Origin of the sequence: Streptomyces humi, from assembly GCF_001005085.2 — a bacterium.
GTDB classification, from domain to species: domain Bacteria; phylum Actinomycetota; class Actinomycetes; order Streptomycetales; family Streptomycetaceae; genus Streptomyces; species Streptomyces humi.
Map to the genome: position 1 here is coordinate 1 of NZ_LBMU02000090.1, position 15,835 is coordinate 15,835.

Genomic DNA, 15,835 nt, shown 5'->3' on the forward strand with positions numbered 1-15,835 from the left:
CACCCACCCCACGACCACCGCCAGGTCCGCCCGCCCCGCGCACTCCCACGGCCGCCCGCCACCCCTCCAGCCCGACCGACCGCACCGCGCACTCCGATGGCCGCCCGCCCCCCCTCCAGCCCGACCGCCCCACGTGACTTCCTCCGCAAGCTCCCGCAGTGCGTGGCCTCCCGCGATGCGCGACCTCCCGCGACACCTCGCGCACCGTCGGCTCTCCCCAGCTCACCCGGCCCCGATGCCGGCCCCGTCGCACCAGAGCCTTTCGTGTCCGGGAATGGGAGACACCTCGTCGTGTGTTGGCGCGGCAGGGGGCAGAGGACCGGAGCACGACATGGGCGATGCGCCGATCACGGCTTCCGTGGTCGAGACCCTGCGGACCTGGCGCCGTTCGGTGCCGGCGCCGCTGTGGCCGGCCGGACCCCTCCTGCTGATCGTCGCGATCCCGGTGGCGGACGCGTTCCTGCCGCCGGACATCCACCTCGCCCACCTCCTGGTCGTCGCGGTGGCGGTCGCAGCGGTCGGCTCCGGACCGCGCGCCACCGCGCTGACCGGGGCGGCGGCGGTCCTCTCCCTGGTCCTCGCGGGCGTCGAACGGGGGACCCTGACCACCGAGAGCGTCCTCGTCGAGCTCGCCGCCCTGCTGGCCGTCTGCGTCTTCCTCGTCCTGTTCACCCGGCTGCGGGACCGGCGGGAGCGTGAGCTGGTGCGGGCGCGCTCGGTGTCCGACGCGGCACAGCGCGTCGTGCTGCGGCCGCTGCCGCGGCGGGCCGGACCCGTCACCCTCGCCTCGCACTACCGCAGTGCCGAGGCGGACCCGACCATCGGCGGGGACCTGTTCGCCGCCGCCCGGATCCCCGGCTCCACGCGGCTGCTCATCGGGGACGTGCGGGGCAAGGGGCTCCCCTCCATCAGCGACACCGCGATCGTGCTGGGCGCCTTCCGGGCCGCCGCGCACCGCCCGATCCCGCTGCCGGAGCTGGTCGCCTACATCGAGGACGCCGTCCGGTGGGGTCTCGCGGAGTTCTCCGAGGCGGCGGAGGACGCCGCCGAGCGCTTCGTGACCGCCGCCGTCCTGGACATCCCGGACGACGAGCCGGTGGTGCACGTGATCAGCTGCGGCCACCCGCCGCCCCTCCTGCTGGACGGCCGCACCGGGTCGGTGCTGCCCCTGACGGTCCCCGAACCGTCACCGCCGTTCGGCCTGGGCGGCGGGCCCGGCGGCGCGCACGGCACGGACGGCTGTTACGTGGCGACGGCCTTCCCCTTCGGCCACGGCGACCGGCTGGTGCTGTACACCGACGGCGTCAGCGAGGCCCGGAACACCGCCGGTGAGTTCTATCCGCTGGCCGAGCGCGCCGCGGCACGGGCGGACCGGACGCCCGCCGCGCTCGTCGACCGGCTGGCCGCGGAAGTCCGGGCGTACGCCGGTGGCCGGCTGGACGACGACATGGCCATGGTCGTCGTCCAGCGGGACTGAACGGCGTCAACGACCTTCGGTCTTCGCAACCCGAACTGTGATCTTTGCGTCTTCCTTCGGCCAGGTACTCGACAGGAAGCTCACAGTGAGGGAGAAAGTGAACCTGACCAGAAGATGACGAGCAGGCGAACCCAGTCCGACCCACAACCGACAACACCCAAAAACCTACACATCGGCCGAAATTGAGACCTTCAACTTCGCAGTCAGTTCCGCGGGCCACCGCCGGGGACAACCGAAGCACCGTGCTCTCCGTGTGGCGCCGCCCCCGTACGGGACTCTGGGCCGCGGCAGGTGTCACGGCCCTCGCGTTCCTCGTCGCGCTGGAGTACGTGGCACGCCACTACGGCGTGCCCGGCCCGCTCACCGTCCAGGCGCGGGAGCTGGTGTTCCCGCCCAAGTCCGGCTTCCTGCTCTACGCCGGTCTCGCACTGACGATGCTGGTGCTCACCCCGCGCCAGCGGCTCGTCGCGGCCGGCGTCGCGGTCGGCATCGACGCCGTCCTGCTGTCCCTCCGGTGGGCGTTCGGCGTCGGGACGGGCGAGGGCCACCCCTTCGGCAACGGCGCGTTGTGGGTGATCCTCGGCTGCGCGGTCGTCGCCGTGACCCGCCGCACCGGCCCCGAGCGCACCCTGCTCCTGAAGGGCACCGGGCTGGGCCTGCTGCTGGTGGCCGGCCGCAAGACCGGCGACACCTGGCTGCTCATCACCTCGAAGAGCCGCCCGATGGTGCTCGACCAGTACGTGGCGACCGCCGACCACGCGCTGGGGAACCCGTCCTGGCTGATGGGCCGGCTGGTGACGGCCAGCGGCCCGGCCGGCTTCACCCTCCTCGACGTCGTCTACAGCCAGCTCGCCGTGGCCGCGGTCCTCGTCGCGCTGTACCAGCTGCGCAACGTCGCCGCCGAGCGCCGCTTCCCGCGCCACCACCTGGTGCGCACCTTCCTGCTCATAGGCCTGCTCGGACCCGGCATCTACATGCTCTTCCCGGTGGTCGGCCCGGTCTTCGCCTACGGCACCGGAACCGACCACTGGGCGACGGTCGGCCTCTGGCCGGACCACTCGCCGGGCGACGGGCACTGGCCGGTGCCCGACCTGTGGCCGGGGACGACACCGGCGATCAGCCCGCCGCACCCCGTCGTCTACGACGCGATCACCCCCCGCAACTGCATGCCCAGCCTGCACACGGCCTGGGCCACGGCGATCTTCATCCACTCCCGCCGCGGCCCCCGGTTCCTGCGGTTCGCCGGCGCGTTCTGGCTGGTCGCGACGCTCACCGCCACCCTGGGCTTCGGCTACCACTACGGCGCGGACCTCCTCGCCGGAGTGGTGTTCACCCTCACCATCGAGGCGGCCCTGCGCACCTACGACCGTGGCTGGGACCCGGCGGGGCTCCGCCTGACCGGGTACGGCACGGCGGTCTTCGTCGCCCTCCTGGTGTCCTACCGCTTCCTGCCGTTGCCGATGGCGGAGCACCGGTGGCTGTCCGGACCGCTCCTGGTACTGGCGATGCTCTCGGTGATCTACGGCTACGTGCGGACCACCGGCCGCTGGGAACCGGCGCCCGCCGCGGTCCCGCGCCCTCGCACGGAACCGCAGCCCGAACTGATCTGAGCCTGACCGGCAGCGATGCCGCCGGTCAGGCCCAGGCCGTCACCGCCGCGAAGGAGCTGTCCTGGCGGAACAGGTCCGTGCCGGGCGAGATGTCCACGCGCAGCTGGTAGTTGTAGTGGCGCAGGTAGTAGCCGGGGTAGTTGTACGACTCGAAGCGGACCGAGCCGCTCGTCGCGCCGGTGCGGGCGATGAACGTGGCGTCCTTCGCGAAGGTCGCCGTGCCGTCGTTCGCGTCGAAGCGGGCACGGAAGTCGTAGTGGCGCAGGTAGTTGCCGGACGCGTCGCGGAAGGAGTAGCCGTTGCCGTCGGCGAGGCCCGCGACGACGGTGAAGGTGGCGGCCTGCTTGTCCGCGGTGGCGCTGGAGCCGGTCACCACCGGCAGGTTGAGGAGGGAGGACTGCTCCTCCCAGTAGCGGGTGGTGTAGTTGGCCGACTGGAAGGAGCGGGTCGCGTTCTTCGTCACCGAGGCGCCGCCCGGCACCGTCTCCTTGATCACCGTGAAGTGGCGGGCCGTGCCCGAGAGGGTGGGCAGGGCGGTGGGGGTGCTCCACGTGGCGAAGGTGTCGTAACTGTCGCTGTAGTAGTAGGTGCCGTCGCCGTAGCCGTCGAAGAAGATCCGCCAGCCGCCGTTGTCGAGCTGGATCACCGACGGGCCCTCGCGGTAGCTCCCCCAGCCCGCCCAGTCGCCGGTCCTGGAAAGGGTGTAGGGCCCCTTGAGGGCCGAGGCGGTGCCGTACTCGATGTACTTCGCGGTCTCGTTCTTCGTGAACGCGTGGTAGGTCGAGCCGACCTTCACGATGTACGTGTCGATGTGGTTGGAGCCGATGCCGGACAGGGCGACCGGTGAGGTCCAGGCCGTGAGCGCGGAGTCGGTCGCCGTGAGGACGTACGGGGTGAAGATCCACTCGTCGTCGGTGGTCGAGCAGGACACGATCACGTTGACACCGGCGTCGCTGTCGACGAACCACTCGGGCTCCCAGGCCCGGGAGAGATCGGTGATCGGGATCGTGTAGTCGTACAGGAAGGTCCAGTTGACCCGGTCGGAGCTGCGGGCGAAGCCGATGGTGGTGCTCTCGTCCTGCCAGGTGTGCGTGGTGTAGGTGATGTAGTAGTAGCCGTCCGTGTGCTTGAGGACACTGGCGTCGCGGATGCGGTTGCTCGGCGGGGTGTAGGCGGAGGCCTGGAGGAGGCGGAAGTCCGTGGCGTCGTCGGACTGGTAGACGTTCACCGTGCCGTCGTCACTGTCCAGGAACGGGACGATGGTGTAGCGGGTGGCGTATCCGCTCGCGGGGGCGGCGGCCTCGGCCGTGCCGGCCAGTCCGGGCAGGACCAGGGCCGACACCGGCAGCGCGGCCAGCGCGCGGAGCAGGGTGCGACGGGACGGGGCGGGGGGACGTACGGTCACGGCGGCTCTCCCGGGGGGCTCGTGCAGATCCGGATCGCAGACAGGCAGCGTCCGGAATTTCGAACGAAGTTCGACAAGTCGCGCAGAAAGTAAGAGCGGCGACAGGTTCACGTCAATGCTTTGAGCGGTACTGGGGCACGGCTGGACGCCGGCTGTGCGAAAGCTGTCCCCCGCGCCCCCAATCGACGTTACTCTCCGGTAGACATCGTGCCGCCGGAGGTGGGCAAGCCATGCCGTACGACCGCTCCGCCGGGCTCGCCGAGTCCGTACGCGCCCTGGCCGCAGGCGAGTTGTCCTCCCGGAAGCTGGTCGAGGAGTCTCTGGCGCGGATCGAGGCCACCCAGGGCTCCCTCAACGCCTTCCGGATCGTGCGCACTTCGGCGGCGCTCGCCGAAGCCGAGGCCGCCGACCGGGAGTTGGCGGCGGGGGTACGGCGCCCCCTGCTCGGGGTACCGGTCGCGGTCAAGGACGACATGGAGGTGGCCGGCGAGCCGACCGCCTTCGGCTGCCGCGGCGACTTCCCGCCCGCGCCGCGGGACGCCGAGGCGGTGCGGCGGCTGCGCGCGGCCGGTGCCGTGATCATCGGCAAGACCAACGCCTGCGAGCTGGGACAGTGGCCGTTCACCGAGGGACCGGCCTTCGGCGCCACCCGCAACCCGTGGCACCCGGAGCACACCCCGGGCGGCTCCTCCGGCGGATCGGCGGCGGCCGTCGCGGCGGGACTGGTGCCGGCCGCGCTCGGCTCGGACGGGGCCGGCTCGGTGCGCATCCCGGCCGCCTGGACCCACCTCGTGGGCATCAAACCGCAGCGCGGCCGCATCTCCACCTGGCCGCGCGGCGAGTCCTTCCAGGGCATCACGGTCAACGGCACCCTGGCCCGTACGGTCGCCGACGCCGCCCTGCTGCTGGACGCGGCGAGCGGGAACCACCCGCGGGACCCGCACCGGCCACCGGAGTCGGCCGTCTCGGACGCGGTCGGCCGCGATCCCGGGCGGCTGCGCGTCGCGCTCTCCCTGAAGCCGCCGTTCACCGCGCTGCCCGCCCGCCTGGACCCGGACGTCCGCGCCCGTGTCGTCGAACTCGCCGGGAGACTGGAGGCGTTGGGTCACACGGTGGAGGAGGCCGACCCGCCCTACGGCCGCATCGGGCTCACCTTCGTGCCGCGCGCCACGGCGGGGATCGCCGAACGCGTCCGCGAGGCACCGCATCCCGCCCTGCTCGACAGGCGCACGCTGGAGGCCGCCCGCCTGGGCCGGCTGCTCGGCGGGGCCCCGCTGCGGGCCGCCCGGCGCGCGGAGGCGGGCCTGCGACGGCGCATCGGCGGCTTCTTCACGTCGTACGACCTGATCCTCGCGCCGACCACCGCCGCTCCCCCGCCCCGGGTGGGCGCGATGCTGGGCCTGGGACAGTTCGCCACCGACCGGGCGATGATCGCCGCCTGCCCCTACGCCTGGCCGTGGAACGTGCTGGGCTGGCCGGGGGTGAACGTGCCGGCCGGGTTCGTCGGTGCCGGGCTGCCGGTGGGCGCGCAGTTGCTGGGGCCGGCGAACAGCGAGCCGCTGCTCGTCTCGGTCGCGGCCCAGCTGGAGTCCGAGTCGCGCTGGCACGAGCGGTGGCCGCCGCGGGCCCTGGTCACGGACTCCCCCGCGCCGTGACGGCCTGCCGCTTTCCCGTCGACTGACCTGCCCGTACCCTCTGGCCATGGACGATGCGTCGATGGTGGGGCTGATGGGGCGGGTCACCGGCACGGTCGGGCCCGGACTCGTCGGCGAGGTGATCGTGCGGGTCCGCGGGGGTGCCGAGCACTTCCTCGCGTACGCCGCCGACGGCACCGGCCGGTTCGAGCGGGGCACGGTGGTGATGGTGGTCGAGTACCTGCCGCCGAGGACGGTCTACGTCACGCCCGCATACGACAGTTGAGCAGGTGTAGCCCCAGGTGAGGGGCGCATGCGTCAAGATTGCAACAAGGATTCACCGGTCCCTTCACCCCGCGCCCGGGCGGGCGCACACTCCCTTCGTTCGGTGCCGAAAGGGCACCATCCAAAGGGGGCGTATGCCGATGGTTGTCGGCGTCGTTGCGGGGGCGGCGGTTCTCGCCGTGCTCGTGCTGATCGGTCTGTTCAAGATGATGTGGCGGGTGGCCGAGCCGAACGAGGCGCTCATCATCTCCGGTTCGAAGCACCGGACCGAGGGTCTCGAAGAGGGCATGGGGTTCCGGATCGTCACGGGGCGCGGCACGCTGGTGCTGCCGGGCGTGCAGGCGGTGCGCAAGCTCTCGCTCGACCTGAACGAGACCGAGTTGTCGGTGGACTGCGTGACCCAGCAGGGCATTCCGCTGAAGGTGCGGGGTGTGGTCATCTTCAAGGTGGGCGACGACTTCGTGTCGATCGCCAACGCGGGCCGCCGTTTCCTGGACCAGCAGAAGATGATGTCCGAGCGGGTGCACAACGTGTTCGCCGGTCATCTGCGTTCCATCGTGGGCGGGTTGACCGTCGAGGACATGATCCGCGACCGGGACAAGCTCACCGGGCAGACCCGGGCCGCCTGCGGCACGGAGATGGAGAAGCTGGGGCTCATCGTGGACTCCTTGCAGATCCACGAGATCGAGGACCCGACCGGGTACATCCGGAACCTGGCGATGCCGCACGCGGCGGCCGTGCAGCGGGACGCGCGGATCGCGCAGGCGGAGGCGAACCGTCTCGCCACCGAGGCCGAGCAGCAGTCGTTCGCCCGGATGGCGGAGGCCACCCGGGACAGCGAGATCCTCCAGGCCGGCTACCAGGCCGAGCGGGACAAGGCGGCGGCCCAGGCCCGCCAGGCCGGTCCGCTCGCCGACGCGGCCGCCCGGCAGGAGGTCGTGGTCCAGGAGACCCGGGTGGCCGAACTCGAGGCGCACCGGCGGGAGCAGCAGCTCCAGGCGGACGTCCGCAAGCCGGCCGACGCCAAGGCCTACGAGAAGCGGACGCTGGCCGAGGCCGAGCGTGACGCGCGCATCTCGGCGGCCCAGGCCAAGGCGAAGGAGACGGAACTGGCGGCGGCGGCCGAGGCCACCCGGGTCAAGACGGCCGCGGGCGCCGAGGCCGAGGCGACCCGGTCCCGGGGTACGGCCACCGCGGCGGCGACCCGGGCCACCGGTGAGGCCGAGGCGGCGGCCGCACAGGCCAGGGGTCTCGCGGACGCCGAGGCGACCAAGGCCAAGGGACTCGCCGAGGCGGAGGCCATCAAGGCCCGCGCCGGCGCCCTCGCCGAGAACCAGGAGGCGGTCGTCGCCCAGCAACTCGCCGAGAACTGGCCGGAGATCGTCAAGGCCGGGGCGTCCGCCTTCGGCAACGTGGACAACATGGTGCTCCTCAACGGAGCCGACGGCATGGCCGAGTTGTTCGCCAAGGCCCTCACCATGGGCGGCACCGGGCTCGGTCTCGCCCGCCAGCTGCTCGCCTCGATGAACCAGAACGGGCAGCCGGCGAACGGGACCTCACCGGTGCTGAACGGAGTACCGGCGGCTCCGAGGTCCCAGAAGGTGCCGCTGGAGCCGGACGCCGAGTGACAGCGCGCCGGGGCAGCAGAGCGGCCCGGTGAGAAGACGGTCGAGGCGGCGCACCCCTCTGGCGACAGGGGGGTGCGCCGTTCCGACGACAGGCGCGCACCCGGCGGCAGGCGCGCGCCCTTCCGACGACAGGCGAGCACCGTTCCGACGGCAGAGGCACCCTTATGGCGGCAGGCGGCGCACCCTCCTGCCGACCAGGGGGAGACCGCCGCGTCCCACCCGCCGCCGCCTCCACCGCCGCGCCCGCCGCCCACCTCCACCGCGGTGTCCGCCCGCTCACTCCCGCGCGTTGAGGCGCTCCAGCAGGCCGAGCAGCGTCGCCCGGTCCGCCTCTGACAGTCCGGCGAAGCAGTCGGCGAGCACCTCGCCGGCCACCCCGTGCCCGGCCGCCAGCATCCGCTCCCCCTCGGGGGTGAGGCGGTGCTGGATCCGCCGCCCGTGGCCCGGCCGGCGTTCCACCAGCCCCTGCGCGGCCAGCCGACCCACCAGCGTGCCGAAGGCCTGCTCGCTCTGGAAGGTGGCCGCGGCCAGCTCGCGCGCCGAGGCACCCGGTGACCGGTCGATGGCGCGCAGCGCGTCCCACTGCGCGAGGGTGGTGCCGACGGCCGAGAGCGCGCTGTCCATCGCCCGGTGCTGCCGGTACTGAGCCTGTTTCACCGCTCGTCCGAGAACTTGCAGGTCGTCTTGCATGACCTCACTGTAGCCGACGACTAAGCTTGTTTATATAAACATCCTTAGTTAGATTGACGGCATGACGACGCACCGCACCGCCCAGGTGTACCCCGATCTCCCCGTCTCCCTCACCGAGGCCGGTTCCGGCCGCCCGGTGCTCGTGCTGCACGGAGGCGGCGGCCCCGCCACGGTCGCCGGCCTGGCCGCCCGCCTCGCCGGGTCGGCCCACACCATCACCCCGGTCCACCCCGGCTGGGACGGCACCCCCCGCCCCGACTGGCTGACCGGCGTCGACGACCTCGCCGTCGCCTACCTCCACCTGCTCCAGGACAGCGAGTTGAGCGACGTCATGGTCATCGGCTCCTCCCTGGGCGGCCGGCTCGCCGCCGAGATGGCGATACTCGACACGGCCGGGCTGATCACCGGCCTGGTCCTCGTCAACGCGGTCGGCGCGGACATCGACGGCGAGGAGGTCACCGACTTCTTCGCACTGGACCCGCGCGCCCAGGCAGAGCACTCCTGGCACGACCCGGACCGCTTCTACGTCGACCCGGCCACCCTCCCCGCCGCCGAACTCGCCCGGCGCCAGGCCAACATGGCCACCATGCGGCTGCTCACGGACGGTGGCCGGATGACCGACCCGAAGCTCCTTCCCCGGCTGGGACGGGTACGGCAGCCCGCACTGGTGATCTGGGGCGAGAGCGACCGCATCGTCACGCCCGCGTACGGAGCCGCCTACGCGAAGGCCTTCCCGCGCGGCCGGTTCGAGCCCGTCCCGGCGGCCGGACACCTTCCGCACCTGGAACGGCCCGACGTCACCGCCGAGTTGATCGAAGGCGAGCTGCGCCGTACCGGGACCCCGCCTGTTGTCGCAGGCTGAGGCAGCTTAGGGTGCCCTCGTGACTGCGTACATCGACGACGACATCCCCGGCCGTCACGGCCGCACCGCGACCACCGAGGCCGACCCGCGCGAGGTCGGCAGGGTGCGCACCGAGTACTCCCCCGCCCACGACGGCGACCCCGACCCGGGCGAGATCGTCTGGACCTGGGTGCCCTTCGAGGAGAACGACGGGCGGGGCAAGGACCGGCCGGTGCTGGTCGTCGCCCGCGAGGCGGCGGGCACGCTGCTCGCCGTGCAGCTGTCCAGCAAGCGGCACGACGACGACCGCGAGTGGGTGGCGATCGGCAGCGGCCCCTGGGACCGCTCCGGACGCGACTCCTGGGTGGACGTGGACCGCGTGCTGCGGCTGCACGAGGAAGGGATGCGCCGGGAGGCCTGCGCGCTGGACCGGGGCCGCTTCAACCTCGTACGCAACCGGCTGCACGAACGCTACGGCTGGAACTGAGCCGGACACCCCGCCGGGCACGCGGTTCCCTCACCGCGGTCCGGTGGGGCTGATCGCGCGGTTCCCCGCGCCGGTCACGCGGCGCCGGCCGGCGGAGGCCGGTCCCGCGGTCCCCGCGCCCCCAGCGGGGCGCCGTCCCGCGGCCGGCCGTACGAGGTCCGCTCAGCCCGCCGCGACCCCGAAGGACTCCGCGAAGGCGGCCCGGACCGTGGATCCCGGTGTGCGGTCGAGGATCCCGAACACCACGTGCGCGAAGCTCCGCGCGAACCGCCCGCCGGGGCCCAGCAGGCTTCGGAAGGCCGCCGCGACCTGCACCGGGTCGTTCTGGAAGACCCCGCAGCCCCACGCGCCGAGGACCAGTCGCCGGTACTCGTGCGCGGCGGCCACCTCCAGCACCCGCCCGGCCCGGACCGCGAGGGCGGCGGGCACCTCGCCGACGCGTTCCGGGGCCGTTCGGCGGATGACACCCGCGTTGGGCGCGGCGGCAGTGAGGAAGCCCGCCCGGTAGGGCTCGGCGAGCAGGGCGCCACGGTCGTCGCGGAAGACCGGGACGGCCGGGGAGTGGATCACCCGGTCCGAGTAGAACGGGTCCCGGTGGGCGCGGTGGTGGTCGTAGAAGGCGCGGGCGCGCAACTGGCAGGCGTAGAGCGCGGAGGCACGGCACAGGGCCTCCTCCTGCGCCTGCGCGCCGTTCAGGTAGCCGCCGCCCGGATTGCGGGCCGAGGCGAAGTTCAGGACGGCCACCGGGGCGTCGGCCAGCCGGCGGGCGGCCTCCAGGCTGCTCTCGCCGGTCACCTCGAAGACGGTGTCCGCGTCGAAGACGGTGTCCGCGTCGCCACCGGCTACGGCCGGCACCGGTTCCGGGCCGTACAGCCGCGTCCCGGCCTGTGCGGCCGCGATGTCGGCCGCGAGCGGGATCTCCCGGCCGTCCGGTGCCTGGTACGCCCCCCTCGCCACGATCTGCTCGGTCTGCTGCGCGATGCCGCGCAGGCGCGCGCTCATGGCGCCACCCCCGTGGACGCCATGAGCGCGGCTCGCGCGGCCTCCCCCGTCGTGCTCATATCAGCATCCTGGGTGATGCTGGTGATGCCCTGCAACGGGGTTTCCCGGGCCCGAAACCGCCGGTAACGGCCGGAAACACTGGAGGAAACGGAGATTACCGATCGCGAACGTGCCGTTTGGCACCCTTGTGCGAATCCGCGTAGGGGTCTTGGGTGGGATGGACGATGCCGTCCCGAGCCACCCGCGGCCGGGACGGTGGCATGGTGGAATCTCAGGAGGATCCCGACATGTCCGACTCAATATCCGACGGCGGCGACTGTACCGACGGGTCGGTGAGAACCGACTTCTCGGACGACCGCACCGCCGTCACCGAAGCCGAGGTGGAGGCCCTGGTCAAGGGCATCTGCTTCAAGACCGGTCCGCCCCGCACCCTCGGGGTCGAAGTGGAATGGCTGGTCCACGAGCTGCGGCGACCGCAGCTCCCGGTGACACCCGAACGACTCGAAGCGGCCTACGCCGCACTGCGCACGGTGCCCCTGGGGTCGGCGCTCACCGTCGAACCCGGCGGCCAGCTGGAGCTCAGCTCGCCGCCCGCCGCCTCCCTGATGGAGTGCATAGGCACCGTCTCCGCCGACCTGGACGCCGTCCGTACGGTCCTGGCCCAGCAGGGCCTCGGCCTCGTGGGCGTCGGTCACGATCCCTGGCACACCCCCCGTCGCTACCTGCGCGAACCGCGCTACGACGCGATGGAGGCCTGCCTGGACCGCACCGGCACCGCGGGCCGCCACATGATGTGCTCCTCGGCCTCCGTACAGGTCTGCCTGGACGCCGGCCACGAGGAGCCCGGCCCGCTGGGGCACACGCGCCGCTGGTGGCTGGCCCACCAGCTGGGCCCGGTGCTGGTGGCCGCGTTCGCCAACAGCCCGCTGGTCGGGCGGCGGCCCACCGGCTGGGCCTCCACCCGGCAGCTGCTGTGGATGGAGATCGACGCGGGCCGCGCCGGCGCGCCCCCGCTGGACGGCGATCCGCGGGCGGCCTGGGCCCGGCACGTGCTCGACGCGCCGGTGATGTGCGTACGGCGGGACGGCGGCCCGTGGGAGGTCCCCGAGGGCCTCACCTTCCGCGAGTGGACCCGGTCCGGGTCGCCCACCACGGAGGATCTCGCGTACCACCTGACCACGCTGTTCCCGCCGGTCAGGCCGCGCGGGCACCTGGAGCTGCGGATGATCGACGCGCAGCCCGGTGACGACGGGTGGATCGTGCCGCTGGCGGTGACGGCGGCGCTGTTCGACGACCCGCAGGCCGCCGAGACCGCCTACCGGACGGTGAAACCGCTGGCCGAACGGGCGGAGTCGCGGCCCGCCCCGCACAACCCGCTGTGGCTCGACGCGGCCCGTACCGGACTCGGTGACCCGGAGCTCCGGGAGGCGGCCGTCACCTGTTTCACGGCGGCGTTGCAGGCCCTCCCGCGGCTCGGCGCGACCCCCGAGGTCGTGGACGCCGTACGCGGGTACCTGGAGCGGTACGTCCTGCGCGGCCGCAGCCCGGCCGACGACCTGCTGGACCGAGTGCGCGACACGGCGGGTCGCGCCCAGGAGAGGGAACTCAGCGCATGACCGAGACCGAGACCGAGTTCGACATCGATATCGAGACCCTGCGGGACCGGGCGCTGAGGTCCCTGACCACCGCCCGCGCCCGCACCGCGCTCCTCACCGACTGCGTCGAGGGGCCCGACCTCACCGCCCAGCACTCCCCGCTGATGTCCCCGCTGGTCTGGGACCTCGCGCACATCGGCAACCAGGAGGAGCTCTGGCTGCTGCGCAACGTGGGCGGCCGGGAGCCGATGCGCCCCGAGATCGACAGCCTCTACGACGCCTTCGAGCACCCGCGGTCCGAGCGGCCCTCGCTGCCGCTGCTGGCGCCCGACGAGGCCCGGCAGTACGCGGCGGAGGTGCGCGGCCGGGCGCTCGACCTGCTGGAGGGCGCCGCGTTCACCGGCAGCCGGCTCACCGAGGCGGGCTTCGCGTTCGGGATGGTCGCGCAGCACGAACAGCAGCACGACGAGACGATGCTCATCACCCATCAGCTCCGCAAGGGCCCGCAGGCCCTCACCGCCCCCGACCCGGACCCGGTCCCGCCGTTCACCGGCCCGGCCGAAGTCCTGGTACCCGGCGGCCCGTTCACCATGGGCACCTCCACCGAGCCCTGGGCGCTGGACAACGAACGCCCCGCGCACCGGCGGGAGGTGGCGTCCTTCTGGGTCGACACGACCCCGGTCACCAACGCCCGGTACCTGGCGTTCATCGAGGACGGCGGCTACGAGCAGGAGCGCTGGTGGACGCCCGCCGGCTGGGCGCACATCCGCGAACACGCCATCCACGCCCCGCTGTTCTGGCACCGCGACAACGGCCAGTGGCTGCGGCGCCGGTTCGGGGTCACGGAGGTCGTACCGCCCGAGGAACCGGTGCTGCACGTCTCCTGGTACGAGGCGGACGCCTACGCCCGCTGGGCCGGGCGCCGGCTGCCCACCGAGGCCGAGTGGGAGAAGGCCGCCCGGCACGACCCGGCGGAGAACCGTTCACGCCGCTACCCGTGGGGCGACGCCGACCCGGGCCCCGCCCACGCCAACCTGGGGCAGCGCCATCTGCGGCCCGCTCCGGCGGGCAGCTACCCCGAGGGCGAGTCGGCGCTGGGCGTACGGCAGTTGATCGGCGACGTGTGGGAGTGGACGTCGAGCGATCTGCTCCCCTACCCCGGTTTCAGCGCCTTCCCGTACAAGGAGTACTCGGAGGTGTTCTTCGGACCCGAGTACAAGGTGCTGCGCGGTGGTTCGTTCGCCGTGGACCCGGTGGCCTGCCGGGGCACCTTCCGCAACTGGGACTACCCGATCCGGCGGCAGATCTTCTCCGGCTTCCGCACCGCCCGGACCGCGGAGACCGCCTGATGTGCCGCCACCTGGCCTGCCTGGGACCCGAGGAGCCGCTCGGCCGGCTCCTCGTGGAGCCCGCGCACTCCCTGTACCGGCAGTCGTGGGCACCGCGGCGGCAGCGGTACGGGACGGTCAACGCCGACGGTTTCGGGGTGGGCTGGTACGCCCCGGAGGATCCGCAGCCGGCCCGCTACCGGCGCGCCGGGCCGATCTGGGCCGACCAGTCCTTCGCCGACCTGGCGCGGGTGGTGCGCGCCGGCGCGCTGCTGGCAGCCGTCCGGGACGCGACGCTGGCCGGCGCGGACGCGGAGGCCGCGGCGGCGCCGTTCGCCGCGGGCCGCTGGCTCTTCAGCCACAACGGGGCGGTCCCCGACTGGCCGCGGTCCGTGGCGCCCCTGGCGCCGCTGCTGCCCCCGGCCGACCTGCTGGCGATGGAGGCCCGCACCGACTCGGCGTTCGTCTGGGCGCTGGCCCTGCACCGGCTGCGGTCCGGCACGGAACCGGGCCCCGCCCTTGCCGAAACGGTTCTCCAGGTGGCCGGGGCCGCCCCCGCCGCCCGGCTCAACCTCCTGCTCACCGACGGCGCGACCATCGCCGCCACCACCTGGGGCGACAGCCTCTTCTACCTCTCGGAACCCGGCCACCGCACCGTCGTCGCCTCCGAGCCGTACGACGACGACCCGCACTGGCGGGAGGTCCCCGACCGCACGCTGCTCCTCGCGAGCCGCGCGGGCGTCGAGCTCGCTCCGGTCGAGCACGTCCGGGCCGAGGACCCGGCCTCCGTAACCCCGAAGGAGCCCTGTACGTGAGTCCCCTCCGTGTCACCCGCACCCTTCCCGAGGACGCGACGGACGCCGCGCTGCGCGCCGACGTCCTGAACGGCCTCACCGCCACCCCCAAGACGCTGCCGCCCAAGTGGTTCTACGACGCCCGGGGCAGCGAACTGTTCGAAGAGATCACCGAGTTGCCGGAGTACTACCCGACCCGGGCCGAGCGGGAGATCCTGACCGCCCGGTCCGGTGAGATCGCCGACGCGAGCGGCGCCCGCACGCTGGTGGAGCTGGGCTCGGGCTCCTCCGAGAAGACCCGGCTGCTCATCGACGCGCTCACCGCCCTGGAGGTGTACGTCCCGGTCGACGTCAGCGAGAGCGCGCTGACACAGGCCGGGCGGGCGCTCGTCGCAGAGCGGCCGGGGCTGACCGTGCACGCCCTGATCGCCGACTTCACCGGGCAGCTGGCACTGCCGGAGACTCCCGGGCCCCGCCTGCTGGCCTTCCTCGGTGGCACGGTCGGCAATCTGCTGCCCGCCGAACGGGCCGTGTTCCTGGCCCGGATCCGCCGGCTGCTCGCGCCGGGCGACGCGCTGCTGCTCGGCACCGACCTGGTCAAGGACGAGGGCGTACTGGTCCGGGCGTACGACGACGCGGCCGGCGTGACGGCCGAGTTCAACAAGAACGTGCTGGCCGTCGTGGACCGGGAGCTGGACGCCGACTTCGACCCGGACGCCTTCGACCACGTCGCCCTGTGGGACCCGGAGCAGGAGTGGATCGAGATGCGGCTGCGCTCGCGGGTCGCGCAGACCGTGAAGGTGCCGGCGCTCGATCTCGCCGTGGACTTCGCGGCGGGCGAGGAGTTGCGCACCGAGGTGTCGGCGAAGTTCCGGCGGGACGGGGTGTCCGCCGAACTGGCCGGCGCGGGGCTCGAGCTGACGCACTGGTGGACCGACTCGGAGGGGCGTTTCGCGCTGTCGCTGAGCGTCGCCCGCTGAGCCGACCGCCCCACTCCGCCGGGAGTGCCGAGCCGCTCCGCCGGGAGTGCCGAGCCGCTTCGCCGGTCGTCCGCGGCGT

The 15,835-nt window shown here is 73.1% G+C and carries 14 protein-coding genes; 11 read left to right on the forward strand and 3 right to left on the reverse strand.

Annotated elements, in window-relative coordinates:
• Positions 1-331: 331 nt before the first annotated feature.
• Together AAW13_RS35785 and AAW13_RS35790 are read left to right on the forward strand one after the other, a co-directional pair.
• Positions 332-1,477, forward strand: a complete 1,146-nt coding sequence (locus tag AAW13_RS35785) for a PP2C family protein-serine/threonine phosphatase (RefSeq protein ID WP_107483490.1) — start codon at positions 332-334, stop codon at positions 1,475-1,477.
• A 251-nt stretch (positions 1,478-1,728) separates the two neighbouring features.
• Positions 1,729-3,087 (forward strand): phosphatase PAP2 family protein, encoded by a 1,359-nt coding sequence (locus AAW13_RS35790; RefSeq protein WP_046734273.1) that lies wholly within the window; start codon positions 1,729-1,731, stop codon positions 3,085-3,087.
• A 25-nt stretch (positions 3,088-3,112) separates the two neighbouring features.
• On the opposite strand, the gene AAW13_RS35795 is transcribed toward AAW13_RS35790, so the two are convergent.
• Entirely contained in the window at positions 3,113-4,492 is a 1,380-nt protein-coding gene (locus AAW13_RS35795; RefSeq protein ID WP_046734271.1) for an AbfB domain-containing protein, read from the reverse strand.
• 230 nt (positions 4,493-4,722) lie between these two features.
• Between AAW13_RS35795 and AAW13_RS35800 the strand changes: the two genes are divergently transcribed.
• The 3 genes from AAW13_RS35800 to AAW13_RS35810 all read left to right on the forward strand — a co-directional run bounded on the left by AAW13_RS35800 (position 4,723) and on the right by AAW13_RS35810 (position 8,039).
• Positions 4,723-6,147: an amidase gene (locus tag AAW13_RS35800; protein ID WP_046734270.1), complete on the forward strand. Its 1,425-nt coding sequence runs from the start codon at positions 4,723-4,725 to the stop codon at positions 6,145-6,147.
• A gap of 46 nt (positions 6,148-6,193) precedes the next feature.
• The gene (locus AAW13_RS35805; RefSeq protein WP_206306337.1) at positions 6,194-6,412 is read left to right on the forward strand and encodes a hypothetical protein; all 219 of its coding nucleotides are present in this window, start codon (positions 6,194-6,196) and stop codon (positions 6,410-6,412) included.
• Positions 6,413-6,545: 133 nt separating this feature from the next.
• A complete protein-coding gene (locus AAW13_RS35810; protein ID WP_046734268.1) occupies positions 6,546-8,039 on the forward strand; it encodes a flotillin family protein in 1,494 nt (497 codons plus the stop codon).
• Between the two features lie 276 nt (positions 8,040-8,315).
• On the opposite strand, the gene AAW13_RS35815 is transcribed toward AAW13_RS35810, so the two are convergent.
• Entirely contained in the window at positions 8,316-8,729 is a 414-nt protein-coding gene (locus AAW13_RS35815; RefSeq protein ID WP_046734267.1) for a MarR family winged helix-turn-helix transcriptional regulator, read from the reverse strand.
• Between the two features lie 61 nt (positions 8,730-8,790).
• Between AAW13_RS35815 and AAW13_RS35820 the strand changes: the two genes are divergently transcribed.
• On the forward strand, positions 8,791-9,591 hold the full coding sequence (locus AAW13_RS35820) for an alpha/beta fold hydrolase (RefSeq protein ID WP_046734266.1): 801 nt from the start codon (positions 8,791-8,793) through the stop codon (positions 9,589-9,591).
• A gap of 19 nt (positions 9,592-9,610) precedes the next feature.
• Positions 9,611-10,057, forward strand: a complete 447-nt coding sequence (locus tag AAW13_RS35825) for a type II toxin-antitoxin system PemK/MazF family toxin (protein WP_046734265.1) — start codon at positions 9,611-9,613, stop codon at positions 10,055-10,057.
• Positions 10,058-10,219: 162 nt separating this feature from the next.
• Here the strand turns inward: AAW13_RS35825 and AAW13_RS35830 are convergent, their stop codons facing one another.
• Positions 10,220-11,059, reverse strand: a complete 840-nt coding sequence (locus AAW13_RS35830; protein WP_046734264.1) for a TIGR02452 family protein — start codon at positions 11,057-11,059, stop codon at positions 10,220-10,222.
• Between the two features lie 287 nt (positions 11,060-11,346).
• Here AAW13_RS35830 and egtA point away from each other — a divergent pair, with 287 nt between their 5' ends.
• From egtA to egtD, 4 genes are read left to right on the forward strand one after another with little or no spacing between them, the layout of a single operon-like run.
• Entirely contained in the window at positions 11,347-12,675 is a 1,329-nt protein-coding gene (gene egtA, locus AAW13_RS35835) for an ergothioneine biosynthesis glutamate--cysteine ligase EgtA (protein WP_046734263.1), read from the forward strand.
• Entirely contained in the window at positions 12,672-14,003 is a 1,332-nt protein-coding gene (egtB, locus tag AAW13_RS35840; RefSeq protein ID WP_046734262.1) for an ergothioneine biosynthesis protein EgtB, read from the forward strand. The genes egtA and egtB overlap by 4 nt, the downstream gene beginning before the upstream one ends.
• Positions 14,003-14,797: an ergothioneine biosynthesis protein EgtC gene (gene egtC, locus AAW13_RS35845; RefSeq protein WP_046734261.1), complete on the forward strand. Its 795-nt coding sequence runs from the start codon at positions 14,003-14,005 to the stop codon at positions 14,795-14,797. The genes egtB and egtC overlap by 1 nt, the downstream gene beginning before the upstream one ends.
• Complete coding sequence (gene egtD / locus AAW13_RS35850) at positions 14,794-15,756, forward strand: L-histidine N(alpha)-methyltransferase (RefSeq protein WP_046734260.1); 963 nt, start codon at positions 14,794-14,796, stop codon at positions 15,754-15,756. The genes egtC and egtD overlap by 4 nt, the downstream gene beginning before the upstream one ends.
• The last annotated feature ends 79 nt before the right edge of the window (positions 15,757-15,835 follow it).